At 69.8% G+C, this 23,713-nt stretch carries 25 protein-coding genes; 20 read left to right on the top strand and 5 right to left on the bottom strand.

The features are described 5' to 3' along the window. From thrC to prfA, 4 genes are all read left to right on the top strand, one after another. Positions 1-1,089 (top strand): threonine synthase, encoded by a 1,089-nt coding sequence (gene thrC, locus FBY40_RS07955; protein WP_141937823.1) that lies wholly within the window; start codon positions 1-3, stop codon positions 1,087-1,089. Then, entirely contained in the window at positions 1,086-2,024 is a 939-nt protein-coding gene (thrB, locus tag FBY40_RS07960; RefSeq protein ID WP_141937825.1) for a homoserine kinase, read from the top strand. The genes thrC and thrB overlap by 4 nt, the downstream gene beginning before the upstream one ends. Before the next feature lie 178 nt (positions 2,025-2,202). Then, positions 2,203-4,371 (top strand): transcription termination factor Rho, encoded by a 2,169-nt coding sequence (gene rho / locus FBY40_RS07965; RefSeq protein ID WP_200829953.1) that lies wholly within the window; start codon positions 2,203-2,205, stop codon positions 4,369-4,371. A gap of 26 nt (positions 4,372-4,397) precedes the next feature. Then, entirely contained in the window at positions 4,398-5,477 is a 1,080-nt protein-coding gene (gene prfA, locus FBY40_RS07970) for a peptide chain release factor 1 (RefSeq protein WP_141940087.1), read from the top strand. A 7-nt stretch (positions 5,478-5,484) separates the two neighbouring features. Here the strand turns inward: prfA and FBY40_RS07975 are convergent, their stop codons facing one another. Then, a complete protein-coding gene (locus FBY40_RS07975) occupies positions 5,485-6,882 on the bottom strand; it encodes an amidase (protein WP_141937827.1) in 1,398 nt (465 codons plus the stop codon). 94 nt (positions 6,883-6,976) lie between these two features. On the opposite strand from FBY40_RS07975, the gene FBY40_RS07980 reads away from it, so the two are divergent. Beyond that, positions 6,977-7,408: a hypothetical protein gene (locus tag FBY40_RS07980; RefSeq protein ID WP_141937829.1), complete on the top strand. Its 432-nt coding sequence runs from the start codon at positions 6,977-6,979 to the stop codon at positions 7,406-7,408. A 6-nt stretch (positions 7,409-7,414) separates the two neighbouring features. Here the strand turns inward: FBY40_RS07980 and epsC are convergent, their stop codons facing one another. From epsC to cysK (FBY40_RS07995), 3 genes are read right to left on the bottom strand one after another with little or no spacing between them, the layout of a single operon-like run. After that, positions 7,415-7,993 carry a serine O-acetyltransferase EpsC gene (gene epsC, locus FBY40_RS07985; protein WP_141937830.1) on the bottom strand — a complete coding sequence of 193 codons (579 nt, stop codon included), beginning with the start codon at positions 7,991-7,993 and terminating at the stop codon, positions 7,415-7,417. Then, on the bottom strand, positions 7,990-8,943 hold the full coding sequence (cysK, locus tag FBY40_RS07990; protein ID WP_141937832.1) for a cysteine synthase A: 954 nt from the start codon (positions 8,941-8,943) through the stop codon (positions 7,990-7,992). The genes epsC and cysK (FBY40_RS07990) overlap by 4 nt, the downstream gene beginning before the upstream one ends. 31 nt (positions 8,944-8,974) lie before the next feature. Then, positions 8,975-9,913, bottom strand: coding sequence for a cysteine synthase A (gene cysK, locus FBY40_RS07995; protein WP_141937834.1), 939 nt, complete (start codon positions 9,911-9,913; stop codon positions 8,975-8,977). 87 nt (positions 9,914-10,000) lie between these two features. Between cysK (FBY40_RS07995) and prmC the strand changes: the two genes are divergently transcribed. The 13 genes from prmC to yaaA all read left to right on the top strand — a co-directional run bounded on the left by prmC (position 10,001) and on the right by yaaA (position 21,204). Next, positions 10,001-10,879 (top strand): peptide chain release factor N(5)-glutamine methyltransferase, encoded by an 879-nt coding sequence (prmC, locus tag FBY40_RS08000; protein ID WP_141940088.1) that lies wholly within the window; start codon positions 10,001-10,003, stop codon positions 10,877-10,879. Positions 10,880-10,950: 71 nt separating this feature from the next. Then, on the top strand, positions 10,951-11,646 hold the full coding sequence (locus tag FBY40_RS08005; protein ID WP_141937837.1) for an L-threonylcarbamoyladenylate synthase: 696 nt from the start codon (positions 10,951-10,953) through the stop codon (positions 11,644-11,646). 16 nt (positions 11,647-11,662) lie between these two features. Further along, the gene (locus FBY40_RS08010) at positions 11,663-12,823 is read left to right on the top strand and encodes an MraY family glycosyltransferase (protein WP_124292834.1); all 1,161 of its coding nucleotides are present in this window, start codon (positions 11,663-11,665) and stop codon (positions 12,821-12,823) included. After that, positions 12,820-13,335, top strand: a complete 516-nt coding sequence (locus FBY40_RS08015; RefSeq protein WP_235014696.1) for a hypothetical protein — start codon at positions 12,820-12,822, stop codon at positions 13,333-13,335. The genes FBY40_RS08010 and FBY40_RS08015 overlap by 4 nt, the downstream gene beginning before the upstream one ends. Positions 13,336-13,470: 135 nt before the next feature. Beyond that, on the top strand, positions 13,471-14,265 hold the full coding sequence (atpB, locus tag FBY40_RS08020) for a F0F1 ATP synthase subunit A (RefSeq protein ID WP_179559124.1): 795 nt from the start codon (positions 13,471-13,473) through the stop codon (positions 14,263-14,265). Positions 14,266-14,311: 46 nt separating this feature from the next. Then, positions 14,312-14,548, top strand: coding sequence for an ATP synthase F0 subunit C (gene atpE, locus FBY40_RS08025; protein WP_124292836.1), 237 nt, complete (start codon positions 14,312-14,314; stop codon positions 14,546-14,548). A 28-nt stretch (positions 14,549-14,576) separates the two neighbouring features. Beyond that, the gene (locus FBY40_RS08030; protein ID WP_141937839.1) at positions 14,577-15,155 is read left to right on the top strand and encodes a F0F1 ATP synthase subunit B; all 579 of its coding nucleotides are present in this window, start codon (positions 14,577-14,579) and stop codon (positions 15,153-15,155) included. Continuing rightward, the gene (locus tag FBY40_RS08035; RefSeq protein WP_124292838.1) at positions 15,155-15,946 is read left to right on the top strand and encodes a F0F1 ATP synthase subunit delta; all 792 of its coding nucleotides are present in this window, start codon (positions 15,155-15,157) and stop codon (positions 15,944-15,946) included. The genes FBY40_RS08030 and FBY40_RS08035 overlap by 1 nt, the downstream gene beginning before the upstream one ends. Positions 15,947-16,030: 84 nt before the next feature. Beyond that, entirely contained in the window at positions 16,031-17,668 is a 1,638-nt protein-coding gene (gene atpA, locus FBY40_RS08040) for a F0F1 ATP synthase subunit alpha (protein ID WP_124292839.1), read from the top strand. Between the two features lie 19 nt (positions 17,669-17,687). Continuing rightward, positions 17,688-18,584, top strand: coding sequence for a F0F1 ATP synthase subunit gamma (locus FBY40_RS08045; protein ID WP_141937841.1), 897 nt, complete (start codon positions 17,688-17,690; stop codon positions 18,582-18,584). 23 nt (positions 18,585-18,607) lie between these two features. Then, positions 18,608-20,071, top strand: coding sequence for a F0F1 ATP synthase subunit beta (gene atpD, locus FBY40_RS08050; protein WP_141937843.1), 1,464 nt, complete (start codon positions 18,608-18,610; stop codon positions 20,069-20,071). Between the two features lie 2 nt (positions 20,072-20,073). Further along, on the top strand, positions 20,074-20,334 hold the full coding sequence (locus FBY40_RS08055) for a F0F1 ATP synthase subunit epsilon (protein ID WP_124292842.1): 261 nt from the start codon (positions 20,074-20,076) through the stop codon (positions 20,332-20,334). A gap of 117 nt (positions 20,335-20,451) precedes the next feature. Continuing rightward, positions 20,452-21,204: a peroxide stress protein YaaA gene (gene yaaA / locus FBY40_RS08060; protein WP_141937845.1), complete on the top strand. Its 753-nt coding sequence runs from the start codon at positions 20,452-20,454 to the stop codon at positions 21,202-21,204. 6 nt (positions 21,205-21,210) lie between these two features. Here yaaA and FBY40_RS08065 read toward each other — a convergent pair whose 3' ends face one another. Continuing rightward, complete coding sequence (locus tag FBY40_RS08065) at positions 21,211-21,675, bottom strand: DUF4282 domain-containing protein (RefSeq protein WP_141937847.1); 465 nt, start codon at positions 21,673-21,675, stop codon at positions 21,211-21,213. 167 nt (positions 21,676-21,842) lie between these two features. On the opposite strand from FBY40_RS08065, the gene FBY40_RS17450 reads away from it, so the two are divergent. Next, a complete protein-coding gene (locus FBY40_RS17450; RefSeq protein WP_200829954.1) occupies positions 21,843-22,592 on the top strand; it encodes a large exoprotein in 750 nt (249 codons plus the stop codon). A 69-nt stretch (positions 22,593-22,661) separates the two neighbouring features. Beyond that, entirely contained in the window at positions 22,662-23,645 is a 984-nt protein-coding gene (locus tag FBY40_RS08075) for an aldo/keto reductase (RefSeq protein WP_141937851.1), read from the top strand. The last annotated feature ends 68 nt before the right edge of the window (positions 23,646-23,713 follow it).

Here is a 23,713-nt window from a genome sequence, read left to right on the forward strand (position 1 = left end):
ATGGCGCACGTCTGGCGGGGAGTCCTCCGCGAATACGCCGATCGACTGGGAGTGACCGACGACTCCACCGTGGTCACGCTGGGGGAGGGCGGCACGCCCCTTCTTCCGGCCCCGGCCCTGTCCCGGCGCACGGGTGCCGACGTCTGGGTGAAGTTCGAGGGGATGAACCCCACCGGGTCGTTCAAGGACCGCGGCATGACCGTTGCGCTCTCGCGCGCCGTCGAGCACGGCGCCAAGGCGGTCATCTGCGCCTCGACGGGCAACACCTCGGCCTCGGCGGCCGCCTACGCCGCGCACGCCGGCATCACCGCGGCCGTCCTCGTGCCCGAGGGCAAGATCGCCATGGGCAAGCTCAGCCAGGCCGTCGCGCACCAGGGCCGCCTGATCCAGATCCGCGGCAATTTCGACGACTGCCTCGAGATCGCGCGCGAGCTCGCCGACAACTACCCGGTGCACCTGGTGAACTCGGTCAACCCCGACCGCATCGAGGGTCAGAAGACGGCGGCCTACGAGGTCGTCGAGGTGCTCGGCGACGCACCGGACTTCCACTTCATCCCGGTCGGCAACGCCGGCAACTACACCGCCTACTCGCGCGGCTATCGGGAAGAGGTCGAACGCGGCGTCGCCACCCGGGTGCCCCGGATGTTCGGTTTCCAGGCGGCCGGCAGTGCGCCGCTGGTCACGGGCGCGGTCGTGCGTCACCCCGAGACGATCGCCAGCGCCATCCGGATCGGAAACCCCGCGTCGTGGCAGTTCGCCCTCGAGGAGCGTGAGGCCACCGACGGCTACTTCGGCGCCATCGACGACGAGCGCATCCTCGCCGCGCAGAAGCTCCTCTCGGGCGAGGTCGGCATCTTCGTCGAGCCCGCTTCGGCGATCAGCGTCGCGGGACTCCTCGATCGCGCCGAGGCCGGGGTCATCCCCGCGGGGTCCCGCGTGGTGCTCACCGTCACCGGGCACGGGCTGAAGGACCCGCAGTGGGCGCTGCGCAACGCCGACGGCTCGCAGGTGGAGCCGACGGTGGTCGATGCCGCGACCACCGAGGTCGCTTCGGTGCTCGAGCTCGCCCCCGTCGCGGCGCCGGCGTGAGCGGGGTGCCCGTGGGGCGAGAAGTCGTCGTGCGGGTGCCGGCGACGAGCGCGAATCTCGGTCCGGGATTCGACACTCTCGGCCTCGCCCTGAGCGTCTACGACGAGTTGACGGTCACCGCCCTCGAACCGGGCCGCCTCGAGATCGAGGTCGAGGGGGAGGGCGCCGAGGGTGTCCCGCGGGATGCCTCGCACCTCGTGGTGACCGCCATCCGCTACGCGTTCGACGCGGTCGGGCGCGAGATGCCGGGGCTGCGTCTTCGCGCCGTCAACGTCATCCCGCACGGGCGTGGACTCGGTTCCTCGGGAGCGGCGGTCGTGTCGGGCCTGCTCGCGGCGAAGGGGCTGCTCGCCGGCGACGTCGACCTCGACGACGACACCCTGCTGCGCCTGGCCACCGAGATGGAGGGCCACCCCGACAACGTCGCCCCGGCCCTCTTCGGCGGGCTCACGATCGCCTGGGTCGACGACGGGCGTCCGCAGCACAAGAAGCTGCTCGTGCACCGCGGGGTCGCGCCGCTGGTGTTCGTCCCCGAGTTCACGATGTCGACCTCCGTCGCGCGGAGCCTGCAGCCGCTTCAGGTGCCGCGGGAAGACGCCGTGTTCAACGTTTCGCGGTCGGCGCTGCTGATCGCGGCGCTCACCCAGAGCCCTGAGCTGCTCCTGGCGGCCACCGAGGACAAGCTGCACCAGAACTATCGCGCGCAGGCGATGCCCGACACCGACAAGCTGGTGCGGGCGCTGCGCGCGGTGGGGTTCGCCGCGGTCGTCTCCGGGGCCGGTCCCAGCGTCCTCGTGCTCGCCGACGGGCCCGGTCGGCGCCTCGAAGCGGTGGCCGTCGCCGAACGCGCCACCGACACCCCGTGGGAGGCCCTCATGCTGGCCGTCGACGTCAAGGGTGGTACAGTGAAGGAGTACGCGGAGGGTTCCACGTGATACGTGAATCTGGCCTCCGTCGCAATTCTGCGAAACCACCGCACACCTCTCGTCCTGACGAAGCGCTCTAGCCACGCCAGGTCGCCGGGATCCGGACGAGATTCTGCTTTGCCGCGCGTGCGGTCATCGTGCACCGTCTGACATTCATCTGCCTGCAATCTGCTGACAAGGAGAACTCGTGGAGTCCATCTCCGAGGTCCACACCCCTGACGACACCACCGACGAGCGCGCCGACGCGCCCGAGGCGGTCGCCACGGACCCGAACACCACCCCCGACAACCCCGCCGAGGCCGCCGAGGCCGAGGGCGCCGCTCCGGCGGACGCCGAGGAGAGCGCGGATGCCGTCGCTGAAGCGACGCCGGCCGACGCCCCCGCTGCGGAGCCCGCCGATGCCGCTGCCGAGGCGCCGGCCGCCGACGCCGCGGAGGCGCCCGCCGACGCTTCTGCCGAGGAGGCGCCTGCCGAGACCGCGCCGCGCAAGCGTGCGCCCCGCCGGGCCAAGACCGAGGGCGCAACGGCGACCACCCGCCCCAAGCGCACTCGCGCCACCAAGGCCGAGAAGACCGCCGCGGCGGACGACGCGCCGGCCGCGGACCAGCCGACCGTCGAGCAGTCCGCCGTCGAAGAGGTCGCTGCCGCGGCGCCCGAGACGGTGGCTCCCGCCGACGACGCCGACGCGGCGCCCAGCGAGAGCACCGCCGACGCCGCGCCCAGCGAGAGCGCCGCCGACACCACGACCTCCCCGGCCGAGACGCCGGCCGCCGACAGCACGTCCGAGGGCGACACCGCAGCGCCTGCCGCCGAGCAGTCCGATGATGCGTCGTCCTCGTCCGAGGGTGACGCCGACGCGGGCACGCGAGACGACGCCGACGAGACCCCGTCGCGTGGCCGGAGCCGCAGCCGCAACCGCAACCGCAACCGCGGTGGCCAGAACCCGAACGCACAGGAGGCCGGCAACGGCCAGGGCGGCCAGAACCAGGGCGGCCAGAACCAGGGCGGCAACGGTCGCGGCGCGCAGAACCAGAACACCGCGACGAACGTCGGCCCCGAAGCATCCGATGACGACACCTCCGCGGCGGGCGGCCGTGGGCGCCAGCGCAACAAGCGTCGTGGCCAGGGGCCGGTCGACGAGTTCGAGACCGAGATCAGCGAGGATGACGTCCTCATCCCGATCGCGGGCATCCTCGACGTGCTCGACAACTACGCGTTCGTGCGCACCACCGGCTACCTTCCCGGACCGCAGGACGTCTACGTCTCGCTGGGGCAGGTGAAGAAGTACAACCTGCGCAAGGGCGACGCCGTCGTCGGCTCGATCAAGCAGCCGCGCGAGGGCGAGCAGTCCAGCCGCCAGAAGTACAACGCGCTCGTGAAGGTCGACGCGGTCAACGGCCTGTCGGTCGACGATGCCGCCGAGCGCGTCGAGTTCGGCAAGCTCACCCCGCTCTACCCGCAGGAGCGCCTGCGCCTGGAAACGGCGCCCGAGAAGCTCACGCAGCGCATCATCGACCTCGTCGCCCCCATCGGCAAGGGTCAGCGCGGTCTCATCGTCGCCCCGCCGAAGGCGGGCAAGACGATCGTGCTGCAGCAGATCGCCAACGCCATCGCGATCAACAACCCCGAGGTGCACCTGATGGTCGTGCTCGTCGACGAGCGCCCCGAAGAAGTGACCGACATGCAGCGGACGGTCCGCGGCGAGGTCATCGCCTCGACCTTCGACCGGCCGGCCGAGGACCACACCACGGTCGCCGAGCTCGCCATCGAGCGGGCCAAGCGCCTGGTGGAGCTCGGTCGCGACGTCGTCGTGCTGCTGGACTCGATCACGCGCCTGGGTCGTGCCTACAACATCTCCGCGCCCACCTCGGGTCGCGTGCTCACCGGCGGGGTCGACGCCTCGGCCCTGTACCCGCCCAAGCGGTTCTTCGGCGCAGCGCGCAACATCGAGAACGGCGGCTCGCTGACGATCCTCGCCACCGCGCTGGTCGAGACCGGCTCGAAGATGGACGAGGTGATCTTCGAGGAGTTCAAGGGCACCGGCAACAGCGAGCTGCGTCTGAACCGCCAGCTCGCCGACAAGCGGATCTTCCCGGCCGTGGACGTCAATGCGTCGTCGACGCGTCGCGAAGAGATGCTGATGTCGGCCGACGAGGTCAAGATCACCTGGAAGCTCCGGCGGGCCCTCGCGGGTCTTGACCCCCAGCAGGCGCTGGAGGTCGTGCTCGGAAAGCTCAAGGAGACCGGCTCGAACGTCGAGTTCCTCGTGCAGATGCAGAAGTCGATGCCCGCTCCAGCGCAGGGCGGTCACGGCGGCCACGGCAGCAGCCACGGTCACGACAACAGCATCCGCTGAGCGCGACGCCCGTGGCTGAGCCCGCGATGTGGGAGTCCGTCCGCACGCTGATCGACGAGCACGCGGCGGTGCAGCACGAGCTGTCCGATCCGGCCGTGCACGCCGACGCGGCGCGCGCCAAGCACGTCAACCGGCGGTACGCCGAGCTGTCGCGCATCGTCGCGGCTCACGAGGCCGTTCTCGCGGCATCCGAGGATCTGGATGCCGCGCGCGACCTCGCACGCGAGGACGCCTCGTTCGCCGAGGAGGTCCCGTCGCTCGAGGCTCGGCTCGCGGAGGCGCAGGAGAAGCTGCGGCGCCTGCTGATCCCTCGGGATCCGGACGACGCCCGCGACGTGATCATGGAGATCAAGGCCGGCGAGGGCGGCGCCGAAAGCGCACTGTTCGCCGCGGACCTGCTGCGGATGTACGTGCAGTACGCCGCTGCGAAGGGCTGGAAGACCGAGCTCCTCGAGCGCACGGAGTCCGACCTCGGCGGCTTCAAAGACGTCCAGGTGGCGATCAAGGGATCGTCGACCGATCCTGCGCAGGGCGTGTGGGCCCACCTGAAGTACGAGGGCGGCGTTCATCGCGTGCAGCGGGTTCCCGCCACGGAGTCGCAGGGGCGGATCCACACCTCGACCACCGGCGTGCTCGTCTTCCCCGAGGTCGACGAGCCCGAGGAGGTGCAGATCGACCCCAACGACCTCAAGGTCGACGTGTTCCGGTCGTCGGGTCCGGGGGGCCAGTCGGTCAACACCACCGACTCGGCGGTGCGCATCACCCACCTCCCCACCGGCATCGTCGTGTCGATGCAGAACGAGAAGTCGCAGCTGCAGAACCGCGAGGCGGGCATGCGGGTGCTGCGCGCCCGACTCCTCGCGCGTCAGCAGGAGGAACGGGATGCCGCGGCATCCGATGCCCGGAAGTCGCAGATCCGGGGGATGGATCGCTCCGAGCGGATCCGCACGTACAACTTCCCCGAGAACCGCATCGCCGACCACCGCACCGGATACAAGGCGTACAACCTCGACCAGGTGATGGACGGCGCTCTGGAGCCTCTCGTCGCGTCGTGCATCGCCGCCGACGAAGAGGAGCGGCTCGCCGCCCTCGGCGGCGACGCCTGACGGCTGCTCAGGGCGCCGGGGGACGGGGGAGCGGCCCGCGAAGACGCTCGAGCTGCGCGGCGGCGGCGAGGATCGTCCGCTCGCCGCCCGGGCGGCCGATGAGCTGCACGCTGACCGGGTGCCCGGCGGCCATCACCAGGGGGAGCACGAGTGCCGGAAGGCCGGCGACGTTGACGAAGCTGCTGAAGGGCGCGTACTCCACCTGCTGGGCGAAGCCCCGCTCGGGGTCGTCGCGGTCGTACCAGCCGATGGGACGCGGCGTCTGCGCGAGCGCCGGGGTGAGGACGACGTCGTAGGGCGCGAACGCGGCGATCGTCTCCCGCTCGAAGACGCGTGCCTCGGCGAGGGCGCCGAGCAGACCCCGGGCGTCGAGGGCGCGTCCCTCGCGCACGAGCCAGGCGGTGAGCGGTTCGACCATCCGCAGGTCGTCATCGGTGAGAGGGATGCGGGCAGCGCTTGCGCGCCACAGCACCCGGAAGAGCGGTCCGTAGCCGTGCGGTCGCCACGCGGCATCCTCCACCACGTGTCCTTCGGACGCGAGGCTTCTCGCGGCCTCATCGAGCGCGGCGATCGCCGCGGGGTCCACAGCGATCTCGAGGTCGTCATCCCACGGCGACACGGTGGTGACGCCCACGCGAAGGCGAGGCGGGTCTGCGGCCGTCGCCGGTAGGAACGGCGGCGAATCGGCCGCACGCACCGAGAAGTCGTAGGGAGCGAGTGCGCACAGCGCGTCGAGGAAGAACGCCGCATCCTCGACCGTCCGGGCGATGGGCCCCGTGACCGCGAGTCCGTCCGGTGCGTCCAGGCCCGACCCGAGGGGGAGGCGACCCCGCGACGGCTTCAGTCCCACCACACCCACGGTGGCCGCCGGGATCCGGATCGATCCGCCGCCGTCCGACCCCGGCGCGATCGCCAGCACGCCCGCCGCCACCGCCACCGCGGCGCCGCCGCTCGAACCGCCCGCTCCGTGGGCGGGGTTCCACGGGTCGCGCGCCCAGGCTCCGCCTCCGAGCGGCTCGGTGTACCCCGTCAGACCGAACTCCGAGGTGCTGGTCTTCCCGATGCTCACGGCGTCCGCCCGATCCAGGGCGGCGGCGAGCGGGTCCGATGCGGTCGGTACGAAGTCCGCGCGGGTGCGGGAGCCATACCGGGTGGGGACCCCGGCGCGTGCCACCAGATCCTTGTCGGCGATCGGGATGCCCCAGAGCGGCCCGTCCGGCACGGCCGCGTCGCGGCGCGCAGCCTGTTCGAGGGCCCGTTCGGCGGTCACCTCGACGAAGGCCCCCAGCTCGCGCGTCGCCGCGGCCCGCGCGAGGGCGGCCCGGACGACCTCGACCGCGCCGAGCTCGCGGCGTCGCAGCGCTGCGGCCAGATCGACCGCCGACATCCCGAGGAGATCACTCACCCTCCGACCCTAGTCAGCCGGGCCGTCCCCGCCCCGCGGCGTGGCGGTGCCGGACCGGCCCGCCACGAGCGGACGCGAGGCGTACCCTGAGCGCGTGATCATCTTTCTCATCCGTGCGCTCATCTTCCTCGTCTCCGCCGCGCTCGGGCTGATCGTGGCAGATCTCCTCCTGCCCGGATTCCGCATCGACTGGGCGAATTGGTGGGGATTCGTCCTGGCCATCGTCATCTTCGCGGTGCTGCAGAGCATCCTCACCCCGTGGATCGCGAGCGTCGCCCGCAGGAACGCCCCCGCCCTCCTCGGCGGCATCGGCATCATCTCCACGCTGGTGGCCCTGATCGTCGTGGTGCTCATCCCCGGGGCCGGCATCACGATCGGCCAGCCGTTCGTGCTCACCTGGATCCTGGCGCCGGTGATCGTCTGGCTCGTCACGGCGCTCGCGACGCTGTTCCTGCCGATGATCTTCCTCAAGCGCCGGATCGAGGATCGTCGCGACAGCGCCAACGGGGGCGGGAAGCGGGCCTGAGCCTGCTCAGATCACATACTCCGGGGCGGTCAGGACGGCGCGGGTGTCCATTCCCTCGCGCCGCGCCCGGGGCTTGGCGGGTACCCCCACCAGCACGCTGTCGGCGGGGGCGTCCTTGGTCACCACCGCGTTCGCGCCGACGACCGACCGGGCTCCGATCGTGATCGGTCCGAGGATCTTCGCGCCCGCACCGACGGCCACGCCGTCGAGCAGCGTGGGGTGACGCTTCCCCCCCTCGCGCTGCCGCCCGCCGAGGGTGACCCCGTGGTAGAGCATCACGTCGTCGCCCACCTCGGCGGTCTCGCCGATGACGACCCCCATGCCGTGGTCGATGAAGAAGCGGCGGCCGATGACCGCTCCCGGGTGGATCTCGATTCCCGTGACCCAGCGGGTCACCTGCGAGCCGAGCCGCGCGGCGAAACGCAGGCGTCGCCGCCAGAGCGCGTGCCAGACGCGGTGCGCCCAGATCGCGTGAAGGCCCGGGTAGAGCAGAGCGATCTCGAGCGCGCCGCGCGCGGCGGGGTCGCGCAGCTTCGCCGCGGCGAGGTCTTCGCGCACGCGTGCGAGGGCTCGGGTGAGGATCATGCCGGTACCGCCTGTTCTTCGCGGAGGTCCGCGTACATCGCGGTGGAGAGGTAGCGCTCGCCCGAGTCCGGCACGATGACGACGATCCGCTTCCCGGACGCTTCGGGACGACGGGCGATCTGCAGCGCCGCGCTCACCGCGGCGCCCGCCGACATTCCGGCGAGGATGCCCTCGCGGGTGGCCAGGTCGCGGGCGACCCGGATCGCGTCGTCGAAGTCGGCGTCGACGATCTCGTCGACGACGCTGCGATCGAGCACGTCGGGAACGAAGTTGGGGCCGATGCCCTGGATGCGGTGCCCGCCCGCTCGCCCCTCGGTGAGAACGGGGGAGTCCTTCGGCTGCACGAGGACGACCCTGACGTCGGGGTTCCGCTCCTTCAGCACGCGACCGACGCCGGTGACCGTGCCGCCGGTGCCCGATCCTGCGACGAAGTAGTCCACGCGACCGTCGGTGTCGCGCCAGATCTCCTCCGCGGTCGTGCGACGGTGGATCTCCGGATTGGCCGGATGCTCGAACTGGCGGGCGAGCACCGCGCCGGGGGTGTCGGCGGCGATCTGCTTAGCCGTGCGGACGGCCTCCGTCATCCCCTTGTACGGATCGGTGAGGACCAGTTCGGCCCCGTAGGCCTTCAGGAGCGTCCGACGCTCCTTCGACATCGACGCGGGCATCGTGAGGATGACGCGATAGCCGCGAGCGGCGCCGACGAGCGCGAGGGCGATGCCGGTGTTCCCGCTCGTGGACTCCACGATCGTGCCGCCGGGCCGGAGTTCCCCCGACGCCTCCGCGGCGTCGATGAGCGCGATGCCGAGGCGGCATTTGACGCTCGCGCCGGGGTTGTAGAACTCCAGCTTGGTGACGACCTCGGCCTCGAGGCCCTCGGTGAGGGCGTTCAGCCGTACGAGCGGCGTGCCGCCGAACGCGGTGGTGATGTCGGAATGGATGGCGGACACGGGAACGCTCTTCGCCGCCGGGGGGCCCGGCTCAGTCCTCTCGGAGATCGGCGTACAGCGGCGTGGAGAGGTAGCGCTCGCCGAACGACGGGATGATGACGACGATGTTCTTTCCCGCCGCCTCGGGGCGGGCCGCGAGCTGCAGCGCAGCCCACACCGCGGCGCCCGACGAGATCCCGACGAGGATGCCCTCGCGGGCGCCCACGTCACGCGCCGTGGCGACGGCGTCATCGAACTCGACGTCGAACACCTCGTCGATGACGCCCCGGTCGAGGATGGCGGGGATGAAGTTCGGGCCGATCCCCTGGATCTTGTGGGGCCCGGGGGTGCCCGTGGTCAGCAGAGGCGAATCAGCCGGCTCGACCGCGACGATCTTCACGCCGGGGACGCGCTCCTTCAGCACCTGCCCGACGCCGGTGATGGTGCCGCCGGTGCCGATTCCGGCGACGAGGTAGTCGACGGCACCGTCGGTGTCGCGAAGGATCTCCTCGGCGGTGGTCTTTCGGTGGATGGCCGGGTTGGCCTCGTTCTCGAACTGGCGGGCGAGGACCGCGCCGGGAGTCTCGGCCACGATCTCCTGCGCCTTCGCGACCGCGCCCTTCATGCCACCGGCGGGATCGGTCAAGACGACCTCGGCCCCGTATGCGCGCAGCAGAATACGGCGCTCGATCGACATCGACGACGGCATCGCCAGGATGACCCGGTAGCCGCGCGCGGCTCCGACCATCGCCAGCGCGATGCCGGTGTTGCCGCTCGTGGCCTCGACGATCGTGCCGCCGGGTGCGAGCTCACCGGAGGCCTCCGCCGCGTCGACGATCGCGATCCCGAGGCGGTCCTTGACGCTGGACGCCGGGTTGTAGAACTCCAGCTTCGCGATGACCGTGCCGGGGAGCCCCTCGGTGACCCGGTTCAGTCGGACGAGCGGCGTGTCGCCGAAGGCGGACGTGATGTCGGGGTGGATGCCGGGCATGGCTGACCTTTCGGGCGGTGGGGTGACCCTGAAAGCCTACGGGAGGAGGGGGGAGGCGGCCCGAATGTGACAGTCTGGACGGCGGTCATGAACAGCTCCTCCGCCGCGATCCCCCTCGCCGACGCGCTTCGCGACGCCCGAGCACGGCTCGAGCGCGCCGGCGTCGGCGGTGCCGACGTCGATGCCGAACTGCTCGCCGGACACGTCCTGGGACTCGGTCGGGGCGAGGTGCAGGCGTCCGCCATCCGCGGTGCACGCCTGGACGCCGCCCAGCGCTCCCGGTTCGACGCCCTCGTCGATCAACGGGCGACGCGTGTGCCGCTGCAGCATCTGACCGGACGCGCCCCCTTCCGTCATCTGGAGCTGCGCGTGGGCCCGGGGGTCTTCGTCCCCCGCCCCGAGACCGAGATGGTCGCCCAACTGGCGATCGACGCCCTCCGCGCGGCTGCATCACCCGAGCCGATCGCCGTCGATCTCGGCACCGGCAGCGGCGCGATCGCTCTCGCCGTGGCGACCGAGGTTCCCCACGCCCGGGTGCACGCTGCCGAGAACGACGTCGAGGCGTTCCTCTGGGCCAAGGAGAACTTCGCCGCCGTGGGCGCTCCGAACGCGCGTGTCGCGTTCGCCGACCTCGCTACCGCGTTCGGTGAGCTCGACGGAACCGTCTCCGTGCTGGTCTCCAACCCGCCCTACGTTCCCGACGACGCGGTGCCCCGCGACCCGGAGGTGCGGTTCTTCGATCCGCCCGCCGCGCTCTACGGCGGTCCCGACGGACTCGATGTCGTCCGCGTGCTCAGCGGCGTCGGACGCCGACTGCTGCATCCGGGTGGGGTGCTCATCGTCGAGCACGGGGAGTGGCAGGGTGCCGACATCCGCGCGCTGCTGACGGCGGACGGATGGCGCGCTGCGGCCACCCACCGGGATCTCACCCTCCGGGATCGCGCGACCACCGCGCTGCGTCCCTGAACCGGCCCGCGGGCCGGCGACGGAGGGGAGCCGGGGGCAGGAGGAGGTCGGGGCCGTAGACTCGTCGCGTCATGTCTACCCTCTTCGACTGCCGTGACGACGAGCAGCTCCTTCCCGGAATGCGGCAGGCCCGACAGGCCATCAGCCGCGGCGACCTCGTCGTGATGCCCACCGACACCGTCTACGGCGTGGCCGCCGATGCGTTCAACGCCCGTGCCGTGCAGCGGCTGCTCGACGCCAAGGGCCGGGGCCGCCAGTCGCCGCCGCCGGTGCTCGTGGCGGGACAGGCGACGCTGCGGGCACTGGTGGCGGAAGTCCCCGAGCCGGTCGAACGCCTGGTCGCGGAGTTCTGGCCGGGCGGTCTGACCATCGTCCTGCCCTCTCAGCCGTCGCTGTCGTGGGACCTCGGCGAGACCCACGGCACCGTCGCGGTGCGCATGCCCGCGCACCGCATCGCGCTGGAACTGCTGGAGGAGGCCGGCCCCCTGGCCGTCTCCAGCGCCAACCTCACCGGACAGCCGGCGGCCGTGCGGATCGATGAGGCCCAGGCCATGCTCGGCGACAGCATCGCGGTCTACCTCGACGGCGGACCCGCCGACGTCGGGGTCGCCTCGACCATCGTCGACGCCACGCCCCTGGTGGTGCGCGGCGCCGAGCCTCGGGTGCGGATCCTCCGCGACGGCGCGATCGGTCGCGATCGTCTGCGCGAGGTGCTGGGCGAGCTGCTGGAGGATCCGGAGCCGGCGCCGGCGGGCGACGACGAGTGAGAGCGGACGGCAGAGGGTGAAGCAGTATGTCTTCACGGTCCTCTTCACCGCCACGGTCACCTTCGTGCTGACCTGGGTGGTCTGGCGACTGAGTCTGCGCTTCAAGCTGTATCCCGGCATCCGCGAGCGCGATGTGCACAAGACCCCCACCCCGCGCCTCGGGGGAGTGGCGATGTTCCTGGGGGTGGTCGCCGCCTTCCTGGTGTCGTCGCAGAACCCCTTCTTCTCCATCGTCTGGCTCGAGCCGCGCACCGTCATCGCGATCCTCGTCGCGACCGCTCTCATCGTCATCGTCGGGGTCGCGGACGACCTGTTCGATCTGGATTGGATGGTCAAGCTCGGTGCGCAGTTCGTCGCGGCGGGCATCATCGCGTGGTTCGGCGGGCTGCAGATCTACACACTGCCGATCGGCGACCTCATCATCGGCTCCGGCTGGCAGAGCTTCCTCCTCACCGTCCTGTCGATCGTGATCGTCATGAACGCGGTCAACTTCATCGACGGTCTGGACGGTCTGGTCGCCGGAGTCTGCCTCATCGCGAATGTCGTGTTCTTCGCGTACTCCTACCTGCTCGCCCGCGACACGGGGCAGAACACCTACTTCAACCTCGCCACCCTGATCGCGGCCGTGCTGATCGGGGCGTGCATCGGCTTCCTGCCGCTGAACTGGAGCCCGGCGAAACTGTTCATGGGCGATTCCGGAGCCCTGATGCTCGGTCTCCTCATGGCCTGCTCGGCGATCTCGATCACCGGGCAGCTCTCGCCCGAGCTGCTCGACCCCGAGCGCTTCGGCCGCTCCCAGCTGCTGGGTGCCTTCATCCCGATCATCCTGCCCATCGTGGTCGTGCTGCTGCCGCTGCTCGATTTCGGCCTGGCCGTCATCCGGCGCATGCGTGCCGGAAAATCGCCGTTCTCGCCCGACCGAAAGCACCTGCACCACCGCATGCTCGACATGGGGCACAGCGATCGCGACGCGGTGCTCATCTTCTATTCGTGGACCGCCGTGGTCAGTCTCGCGGTGCTGCTGATGTACGTCGGCACCCAGGAGGAATGGCCGGGAGACTATCTCCTGGGCGTCGCCCTGGGTGCTGTCGGCGTCGTCGCCTGCCTCGTGGTCACCCTTCTCCCCGCTCGCCAGCGCGGCCGCAGCGCCGCCGACGTCCCCCAGGAAGCCTCATGACCTCCGATGTGTCCAGCAACCCGATCCTTCGCACGACCCTCCTGTGGTCGGGGGTGGTCACCGTGGTGCTCGCCGTCGCCGCGGCCATCATCGGCGGCCTCGTGGCGGGCACGGACGGGGTGTGGAGCGCCCTGTCCGGCGTCATCCTGGCCGCAGTCTTCCTCGGCATCACCGGCGCCAGCATCCTCATCGCCAACCGCTGGTTCGGCGACCCGCTCTATGTGCCGGTGTTCTTCGGGATCGTCATGGGCGGCTGGATCCTCAAGCTCATCGTCTTCATCGTCGCCCTGATCATCTTGCGCGGGCAGCCGTGGCTGAACGGCCCGGTCTTCTTCGTCGCCGTGGTGGTGAGCGTTCTGGCATCGCTCGCGATCGACGTGGTCGTGCTCACCCGGATGCGCATGCCCCACGTCAGCGACGTGTCGCTCCCTACCACGGACCCGGAGGAGGACCGCAACCGGCCTCTCGACGACGAGAAGGACCCGGACACCCGGAAAAACGACGCTCCCTGAGTTTGATAGGGTGGACACTGCGCCCGCCCGCCGCTCTGCGCGCGTCTGCGGAACGACTCTCACCGACCATCGTCGCAACGGTCCTCGACCGGTGCCCCGAAGCTGGAGCCCGCGCTGTCTACTCAAGCTGCGACCCTGATCGCGAATGCCTCGTCGTCCGACGGTGAGTTCCACCCGCCCTCGATCTCGGACTTCTTCCCGCCGAACATCCTCGAGGGCCTCGGGCTTCCGATCGAGTTCACGCGCATCAACCTCGTGCAGGTGCTCGCGACGATCGTGCTCATCCTCGTCTTCGTCATCGGCACGCGCCGCATGCGGATCGTCCCGACCCGCTTCCAGAGCGTGGTCGAGATGGGCCTGGACTTCGTCCGGGTCAACATCGCGCACGACCTGCTCGGGCGCAAGGACGGCGACCGCTTCCTGCCGCTGCTGACCACGATGTTCTTCATGATCCTGTTCATGAACATCACCGGGATCATCCCGGGGCTGAACATCGCAGGAACGAGCGTCATCGCGGTACCGCTGCTGCTGGCGATCGTGTCGTACGTGACCTTCATCTACGCGGGGCTCCGCAAGAGCCCGAAGAACTTCATCAAGAACTCGCTCTTCCCCTCGGGCGTCCCGCCGTTCCTCTACATCATCGTCACGCCGCTGGAGTTCCTCTCCACCTTCATCATCCGGCCGGTCACGCTGACGCTGCGACTGCTGATGAACATGATCGTCGGGCACCTCATGCTCGTGCTGTTCTTCTCGGCGACGCAGTTCTTCCTCTTCACCGCCGACGGCTTGTGGAAGGCCTTCGGCGTCGGCACCCTCGCCTTCGGGCTGGCGTTCACTCTCTTCGAGATGCTGGTCGCCTTCCTGCAGGCCTACGTCTTCACGATCCTCACCGCGGTCTACATCCAGCTCGCGGTCGCGGAAGAGCACTGAGCGGGCAGGCTCCGGCCTACCCACCCAACCGAAAGGAAACACACCCGTGGATGCAACTACGGTTCTCGCCCAGGTCACCGGTTCGATCGCGACCGTCGGCTACGGCCTCGCCGCCATCGGCCCCGCCATCGGCGTGGGCATCGTCGTCGGCAAGACCATCGAGGGCGTCGCTCGTCAGCCCGAGCTGGCCGGTCGCCTCCAGGTCCTGATGTGGATCGGTATCGCGTTCACCGAGGCGCTCGCGTTCATCGGCATCGCCACCGGCTTCATCTTCGGCGCCTGATCCCCTTCCTCACGTTTAAGGAGACGAGATGCTGAACGCTCTTGTCACTCTCGCTGCGGAAGAGGGTGAGTCGCAGAACCCGCTGCTGCCGGCGTACTACGACATCATCTGGTCCGCGGTGTGCTTCATCGTCATCCTGGCGGTGTTCTGGCGCATCGTTCTGCCGCGCATGCAGAAGCTGCTCGACGAGCGCGCTGCCGCGATCGAGGGCAACATCGCCAAGGCCGACGAGGCCCAGCGCAAGGCCGAGGCCGCGCTCGAGGAGTACACCGCACAGCTCGCCGACGCCCGGCGTGAAGCCGGCGAGATCCGCGATGCCGCCCGCGAGGACGGCAAGAAGATCGTCGCCGAGGCGAAGGACGCCGCAGCCTCCGAGGCCGCGCGCATCACCGCCACCGCGCACGCTCAGATCGAGGCGGAGCGGCAGTCGGCTCTGGTGTCGCTGCGGAGCGAGGTGGGCACGCTCGCCCTCGACCTCGCCGGTGGTGTGATCGGTGAGACCCTCTCCGACGACGCCAAGGCGCAGGCGGTCGTGGACCGCTTCCTCGCCGAGCTCGAGGCCGACGAGGCCGCCAAGGCCGCAACCGGTCAGAAGCAGGGCCTCTGATGGGAAGCGCGACCACGCAGGCCCGGGTGTCGGGCATCGCTGCACTGGATGCCGCGGCGATCACCGACCTCGCCGTGGCGCGTGAGCTCTTCGGGGTCGCTCGTGCCGTGGGTCAGACCCCGCAGCTGGCATCGGCCCTCGCCGACGCGGCGGCGCCTGCGCCGGCCCGACAGAAGGTCGTCGACGACGTCTTCGGGCGTCAGGTGTCGGCCATCACGCGCACCCTGCTGGGCGCCGTGGTCGCAGAGCGCTGGTCGTCGGCCGCCGACCTCGTGGAGGGCATCGAGGAGCTGGCGGTGCGTGCCGCCGCCGTGGCGGAACCGCAGGCCGACGTCGAGGCCGACCTGTTCGCTTTCTCCCGCGTCGTCGCCGACAACGGCGAGCTCGAGCTCGCGCTCGGCAGCCGTCTGGGCGACCCGGCGGCGAAGGGCCGGCTCGTGTCCTCCCTGCTCGCAGGCCGCGCAAGCGCGTCGGCGATCGTCATCGCCGACGCCCTCGTGCAGCAGCCCCGCGAGCGCCGCGTGCGTCAGCTCCTGACCTGGGCGATGCGCATCGTCGCCGACCAGCGCGGCCGCAAGGTCGCCACGGTCGTCACCGCCGTCGCTCTCAGCGACGCGCAGATCGAGCGTCTGGCACGGACGCTCTCGGCCCGCTACGGCACCGAGGTATCGATCAACACCGTCGTCGACCCGACCGTGGTCGGCGGGCTGCGCGTGCAGATCGCCGACGACGTGATCGACGCCAGTGTGTCGTCGCGCCTCGCCGACCTCCGCCAGCGGCTGGCCGGCTAACAGACTTCCCGTGCGCTTCCCAGGAAGCGCCGGAGCATTCGGGGTCACACTCGACGGTGAGGCCCCACCGAACGAAGGAAGATCATGACAGACCTCTCTATCAGCCCCGACGTCATCCGTGACGCGCTGAAGGACTTCGTCGCGGCCTACGAACCCACCGGCGCTGCCGCGACCGAGGTCGGCACGGTCATCGACGCCGCCGACGGCATCGCCCACGTCGAGGGCCTGCCCGGCGTCATGGCGAACGAACTGGTGATGTTCGCCGACGGCACCCAGGGACTCGCGCTGAACCTCGACGAGCACGAGATCGGCGTCGTCGTCCTCGGTGAGTTCTCCGGCATCGAGGCCGGTATGCAGGTGACCCGCACCGGCGAGGTTCTCTCGGTCGCCGTCGGCGACGGGTACCTCGGTCGCGTCGTCGACCCGCTCGGCAACCCGATCGACGGACTGGGCGAGGTCGCCACCACCGGCCGCCGCGCCCTCGAGCTCCAGGCGCCCGGCGTCATGCAGCGCAAGTCGGTGCACGAGCCGATGCAGACCGGCATCAAGGCCATCGACGCGATGATCCCGATCGGTCGCGGTCAGCGTCAGCTGATCATCGGCGACCGTCAGACGGGCAAGACCGCCATCGCGATCGACACGATCATCAACCAGAAGGCCAACTGGGAGTCGGGCGACCCGACCAAGCAGGTGCGCTGCATCTACGTCGCGATCGGTCAGAAGGGCTCCACCATCGCCGCGGTGAAGGGTGCGCTCGAGGACGCCGGCGCGATGGAGTACACCACCATCGTCGCGGCCCCCGCCTCCGACCCCGCCGGTTTCAAGTACCTCGCCCCCTACACCGGCTCGGCCATCGGCCAGCACTGGATGTACGACGGCAAGCACGTGCTGATCGTCTTCGACGACCTCACCAAGCAGGCCGAGGCCTACCGTGCCGTGTCACTGCTGCTGCGTCGTCCCCCGGGCCGCGAGGCCTACCCCGGCGACGTCTTCTACCTGCACTCGCGTCTGCTCGAGCGCTGTGCGAAGCTCTCCGACGAGCTCGGCGCCGGTTCGATGACGGGTCTGCCCCTCATCGAGACCAAGGCCAACGACGTCTCGGCGTACATTCCGACCAACGTGATCTCGATCACCGACGGTCAGATCTTCCTGCAGTCCGATCTCTTCAACGCCAACCAGCGTCCGGCGGTCGACGTGGGCATCTCGGTGTCCCGCGTCGGTGGTGACGCCCAGGTGAAGTCGATCAAGAAGGTCTCGGGAACCCTGAAGCTCGAGCTCGCGCAGTACCGCTCGCTCGAGGCGTTCGCGATGTTCGCCTCCGACCTCGACGCCGCCTCTCGTCGCCAGCTCGCGCGCGGTGCGCGCCTGACCGAGCTGCTGAAGCAGCCGCAGTACTCGCCGTACCCGGTCGAGGAGCAGGTCGTGTCGATCTGGGCGGGCACCAACGGAAAGCTCGACTCGATCGACGTCGAGGACGTGCTGCCGTTCGAGCGCGAGCTGCTGGACTACCTGCGCCGCAACACGACGATCCTCGATCGCCTCCGCGACTCCAACGTCCTCGACGACGACACCGTCGCCGAGCTGGACAAGAAGGTCGACGAGTTCATCCTGGAGTTCCGCTCCGGCAAGGGGCAGTCGATCAACCGTCCCGGCAGCGACGAGGTCGCGGCTGCCGAGGCTGAGGACGTCAACCAGGAGAAGATCGTCAAGGGCCGTCGCTGAGCGGAACCGGTAAAGGATCATGGGCGCACAACTGAGGGTCTACAAGCAGAAGATCAATTCTGCTCAGACCACGAAGAAGATCACGAAGGCGATGGAGCTCATCGCTGCTTCGCGGATCCAGAAGGCGATGGCACGCGTGCGCGCGTCCTCACCCTTCGCCCGAGCGGTGACCCGCGCGGTGTCCGCGGTGGCGACGCACTCCAACGTCGATCACCCCCTGACGCAGGAACGGTCGACCATCCGCCGTTCGGCCGTGGTCATCTTCGCGTCGGACCGGGGGCTGGCGGGTGCGTTCAACTCCCAGATCCTTCGCGAGGGCATGGAGCTGGCGGCACTGCTGCGGTCGGAGGGCCGCGAGCCGGTGTTCTACCTGATCGGTCGCAAGGCCGTCGGGTACTTCCAGTTCCGACGCATGGAGGCCGCCGCCGAGTGGACGGGTGACACCGACACGCCGCAGTTCCACACCGCCGAGGAGATCTCGGCCACCCTTCTCGACGCGTACAACCGCGGTGGAGAGCAGGGCGGGGTGGATGAGATCCACCTGGTGTACAACCGGTTCGTCAGCATGATGACGCAGAGCCCCGAGACCGTGCGTCTCCTGCCGCTGGAGGTCGTCGAGGCCGAGGAGGAAGCGTCGGCCCAGGTTTACCCGCTCTACGAATTCGAGCCGGACGCCGAGACGGTTCTCGACGCGCTCCTGCCCGTCTACATCCAGAGCCGCGTCTTCAACGCCCTCCTCCAGTCGTCGGCGGCCAAGCACGCCGCGACCCAGAAGGCGATGAAGTCGGCCAGCGACAACGCAGACAAGCTCATCACCGACTACACCCGGCTGCGCAACAACGCGCGTCAGGCCGAGATCACGCAGCAGATCGCCGAGATCGTCGGCGGCGCCGACGCTCTCGCGTCGGGCAAATAGACCCACACGAAAGAGAAGAAGCCATGAGCCTCACCGCTGAGAAGACGGATGCCACGACGGCCGCAGCGCCCGCCGTCGGCCGGGTCGCCCGCGTCACCGGTCCGGTCGTCGACATCGAGTTCCCCCACGATGCGATTCCCGACATCTACAACGCGCTGAAGACGACGATCGTCATCGGCGATTCGTCGTCCGAGATCACCCTCGAGGTCGCGCAGCACCTCGGCGACGATCTCGTCCGCGCCATCGCCCTGAAGCCCACTGACGGCATCGTCCGCGGCCAGGAGGTGCGCGACACCGGCGAGCAGATCACCGTTCCCGTCGGGGACGTGACCAAGGGCAAGGTGTTCAACGTCACCGGCGAGGTGCTCAACGGCGCCCCCGGCGAGACCATCGAGGTTACCGAGCGCTGGCCGATCCACCGTCAGGCGCCGAACTTCGACCAGCTGGAGTCCAAGACCCAGATGTTCGAGACCGGCATCAAGGTCATCGACCTCCTCACCCCGTACGTGCTCGGTGGGAAGATCGGCCTCTTCGGTGGTGCGGGCGTCGGCAAGACCGTCCTCATCCAGGAGATGATCCAGCGCGTCGCGCAGGACCACGGTGGTGTGTCGGTGTTCGCCGGTGTGGGCGAGCGCACCCGTGAGGGCAACGACCTCATCGGCGAGATGGAGGAGGCGGGTGTCTTCGACAAGACCGCCCTCGTCTTCGGCCAGATGGACGAGCCGCCGGGCACGCGACTTCGCGTGGCCCTGTCGGCGCTGACGATGGCGGAGTACTTCCGCGACGTGCAGAAGCAGGACGTGCTGCTGTTCATCGACAACATCTTCCGGTTCACGCAGGCCGGCTCCGAGGTCTCGACGCTCCTCGGCCGCATGCCGTCCGCCGTGGGATACCAGCCGAACCTGGCCGACGAGATGGGTGTGCTCCAGGAGCGCATCACCTCGACGCGTGGTCACTCCATCACCTCGCTCCAGGCGATCTACGTCCCCGCCGACGACTACACCGACCCGGCGCCGGCGACCACCTTCGCCCACCTCGACGCCACCACCGAGCTCTCGCGCGAGATCGCGTCGAAGGGTCTGTACCCCGCGGTCGACCCGCTGACCTCGACCAGCCGCATCCTCGACCCGCGCTACATCGGTGAGGACCACTACCGCGTCGCGACCGCCGTGAAGCAGATCCTGCAGAAGAACAAGGAGCTGCAGGAGATCATCGCGATCCTCGGTGTGGACGAGCTCTCCGAAGAGGACAAGGTCGTCGTCGCCCGCGCGCGTCGCATCCAGCAGTTCCTCTCGCAGAACACGTACATGGCCAAGAAGTTCACCGGTGTCGAGGGCTCCACGGTCCCGATCAAGGAGACCATCGAGTCGTTCGACGCCATCGTCAAGGGTGACTTCGACCACGTCGCCGAGCAGGCGTTCTTCAACGTCGGTGGCATCTCCGACGTCGAAGAGGCGTGGGCCCGCATCCAGAAGGAGAACGGCTGATCATGCCTCTCAAAGTCAGCCTGGTCTCCGCCGACGCGGAGGTCTGGTCCGGTGAGGCATCGCTGGTGGTCGCCAAGACGGTCGAGGGAGAGATCGGCTTCATGGCCGGCCACGAGCCGGTGCTGGCGATCCTCGCCGAGGGCCAGGTGCGCATCACCCGCACCGACGGATCCAAGATCGTCGCCAACGCTCAGGACGGCTTCCTGTCGATGGAACGCGACGAGGTCACGGTCGTGGCAGGAAACGCCGCACTGATCTCCTGAGCGCCTGATCTCCGCCTCCGCTTTCCTGCGAGAGTGCAACTGGCCGCCGAGAGCACGGGTGAACCCCGCGCCCTCAGCGGCCAGTGGTATCCTCACCGTCCTTCATCGTGGTGCCGCATGCTGATCCTCCTCCCGCCCTCCGAGACGAAGCAGACCGGCGGGCGCCGTCGGGCGCTCGACCTCGACAGCCTCGCGCTGCCCTCCCTCGGACCGCAGCGCGCGGAGGTTCTCGCGGCGCTGATCGCGCTGTCGAACGATGCGGACGAGGCCGCGCGCGTGCTGAAGCTCGGACCGCGCCAGCGCGACGAGGTCGCGGTCAACGCGCTGCTGCGCACCGGCCCGACCCTTCCCGCCGTCGACCGCTATACCGGGGTGCTCTTCGATGCGCTCGATGCTCCGAGCCTCGATGCGCCCGCGCGGCGCTGGCTGAAGACGCACGTGCTCATCCACTCCGCACCGTTCGGCCCCGTGGGTGCGCTGGATCCCCTCCCCAACTACCGGCTGGGAGCGGGCGTGCGCCTTCCCGGGCTCGCGTCACCCGCCCGGCACTGGGCCGATGCCGTCGCCGCCGCCCTCGCGACCGCAGCGCCGCCGTTCATCCTCGACCTCCGCTCCCACGCGTACGTCGCTCTCGGACCGGTGCCCGGCTCCGTCCCCGCGGTCTCGCTGCGCGTCGTCACCGACGCCCCGGGTGGCGCGGTGCGGGCTCTCAACCACTTCAACAAGCAGGCCAAGGGAGAGCTCGTCCGGCTGCTCGCCGTCGAGCGACCGCGCATCCGCAGCGTCGCCGGGTTCCGGCAATGGGCGGATGACGCGGGGCTGCGAGTGGTCGGTGAGTCCGGCTCCGCGGCACTCGACCTGATCGTCTGACGCCGGCTACCGCCGGGTGTGCGCTGCGGTGCGTTCGGTGTTCTCCGCGATCGCGATGAGAGCGACGACGGCTTCGATGACGAACCGGAGAGCGATCACGGCCAGGAACGAGAAGAGCGGGACCAGGATGACGGTGGCCACGATCAGCGAGATGCCGGCGCCCGGGTTGAACCAGAGAGCGCCGATGCCCTCGACGATCCCGGTCACGAGGTAGACGACGAAGGCGATGCCGATCGCCATCAGACCCACGACGTAGAACACGGCGGCCAGCCGTCGCGTGATGAAGGTGCGGAACGACAGATCGAACAGCGCGCGGAAGAATCCCCGCCCGACGTCGACCGTCTCCCTGTCGCCGACGGAGGGGACGCCGGTGTCGTCGACGCCGGCGATTCCGGGCGCCGCAGGCTCGGTGGCGCGGGCCGCCTCGGCGGCGGGCTGACGGGGCAGCGGGGGAGGGGTGTCGGTGCTCATGGGTCCTCGTCCTTCGTCGGCGTCTCTCGGCCACGTTACCGATCGCGACGCGCCCGACCTCGTGTTTCTGGGAATTTCCTCACAACGACGGTGCCGCGTCGATACCATGACCTCGCGGGCAGACCATCCCGCCGTGCTTGCACGCTGGGGAACACTCTGGAGGTCTCATGGATTCTACGTACGACGGATACGGCGCGATGCTGGCGTTCCTGCTGATCCTGCTGCCGCTCCTGCTCATCTTCGCGCTCGCGGGGTATCTGATCAGTGCCTTCTTCCTGATGAAGATCTTCGAGAAGGCCGGTGTCGAGGGGAAGTGGCGGGCATGGGTGCCGGTGTACAACACCCTGGTCCTCGCCAAACTCGGCGACCTCTCTCCCTGGGTCATGCTGGGCGCCGTGGTGGGCTCGGCCATTCTCAGCCAGGTACCCGTCATCGGCTGGATCCTGTCCCTGGTGGCCATCGCGGTCGGCGTCATCGTCGGCTGGCGCGTCGGACTGAAGCTCGGGAAGGACTGGCCCTACCTCCTCCTGTGGCTCATCCCCGGTGTCGGACCCCTGATCTGGCTGGGCATCCTCGCCTTCTCCTCCGACCGCTGGAACCCCAACATCCCGCCGGCGCCGTGGGCGAACTCGTTCCTCAAGGACACCACGGTGTGGCCTGGCATCCCGCAGCAGCCGAGTGCCGTCGCCGCGCCCGGCTACGGCTACCCGCCGGCCGCATCCGGCGGTCCTGCCGCGCCGCCCGCCGGGTACGAGCCCGCGCCGGGCTACCAGGCCCCGTCGGCGCCTGCTGCCGCACCGCCGGCGACGCCCCCGGCACCGCCGGCGGCCGCGCCCTCGGCCAACCCCACTCCGCCGCCTGCCAACGAGCCGCCTGCGACCGAGCCGCCCGCGGGTCCGGACGCTCCGCGGGCGTAGCCCCGCCACGATAGCCCCCGGCCCCGCCGCCGGGGGCTGTCGTCGTTCGTGCGCGGGTAGCGTGGAGCCATGAATGCTGTGCCGCTTCGTCGTCTCGGATCATCCGGTCTGCTCGTCTCCGCCGTCGGGCTGGGCTGCAACAACTTCGGCCGGCCGGGGACCCGCACCGAGACCATCGAGGGCACCCGCGCCGTCCTGGACGCTGCGATCGATGCGGGCGTGACCTTCCTCGACACCGCGGACATGTACGGGGGCGACCCCGGCCAGTCCGAGCTCCTCATGGGCGAGGCTCTCGCGGGGCGCCGCGACCAGGTCGTGCTCGCGACCAAATTCGGTCATTCCGGCCGCGACATGGGGTACGGGCTGGCCGGCGCCAAGGCGTCTCGCGCATACATCCGGCGTGCGGTCGACGCCTCCCTGACCCGGCTGCGGACCGACTGGATCGACCTCTACCAGTTGCACACGCCCGACCCGGGAACTCCGATCGAGGAGACCCTCGATGCCCTCGACGACCTCGTGCGGGAGGGGAAGGTGCGCTACCTCGGGCATTCCAACCTCAGCGGGTGGCAGATCGCCGAGGCGCACTTCGTCGCCGAGCGGCGCGGCGGCGCGCCGTTCGTGTCCTCGCAGGACCATTACAGCCTGCTGGCACGGGGCGTGGAACGAGAGCGGCTCCCCGCCGCAGAGCATTTCGGACTCGGGTTCCTCCCGTACTTCCCGCTCCACAACGGACTCCTCACGGGCAAGTTCTCGCGCACCGAGGCTCCTTCCGACACCCGCATCATGCGGCAGCGTCCCCACCTGTGGGAGGACGCACCGTGGGACGCGCTCGAGGCCTACGCGTCGTTCTGCAGCGATCAGGGGATCACGATGCTCGAGGCCACCTTCGGGTGGCTGCTGGCGCGGTCGTCGATCTCGAGTGTGATCGCAGGCGCGACGAGCCCCGAGCAGGTACGCGCCAACGCGGCGGCGGCGACAGCGTGGACGCCCACCGTCGCGGACGTCGCCGAGATCGACGCCATCTTCCCGCTCCCCGACGATCCGGCGGCCTGAGTCCGGGGGCCGGTTCGCTCAGAGCGCACCGGCGAAGGAGGTTGACCTGGCGCAACGGATGTAGCGTT

The organism is Microbacterium sp. SLBN-154, from assembly GCF_006715565.1.
Lineage (GTDB): Bacteria > Actinomycetota > Actinomycetes > Actinomycetales > Microbacteriaceae > Microbacterium.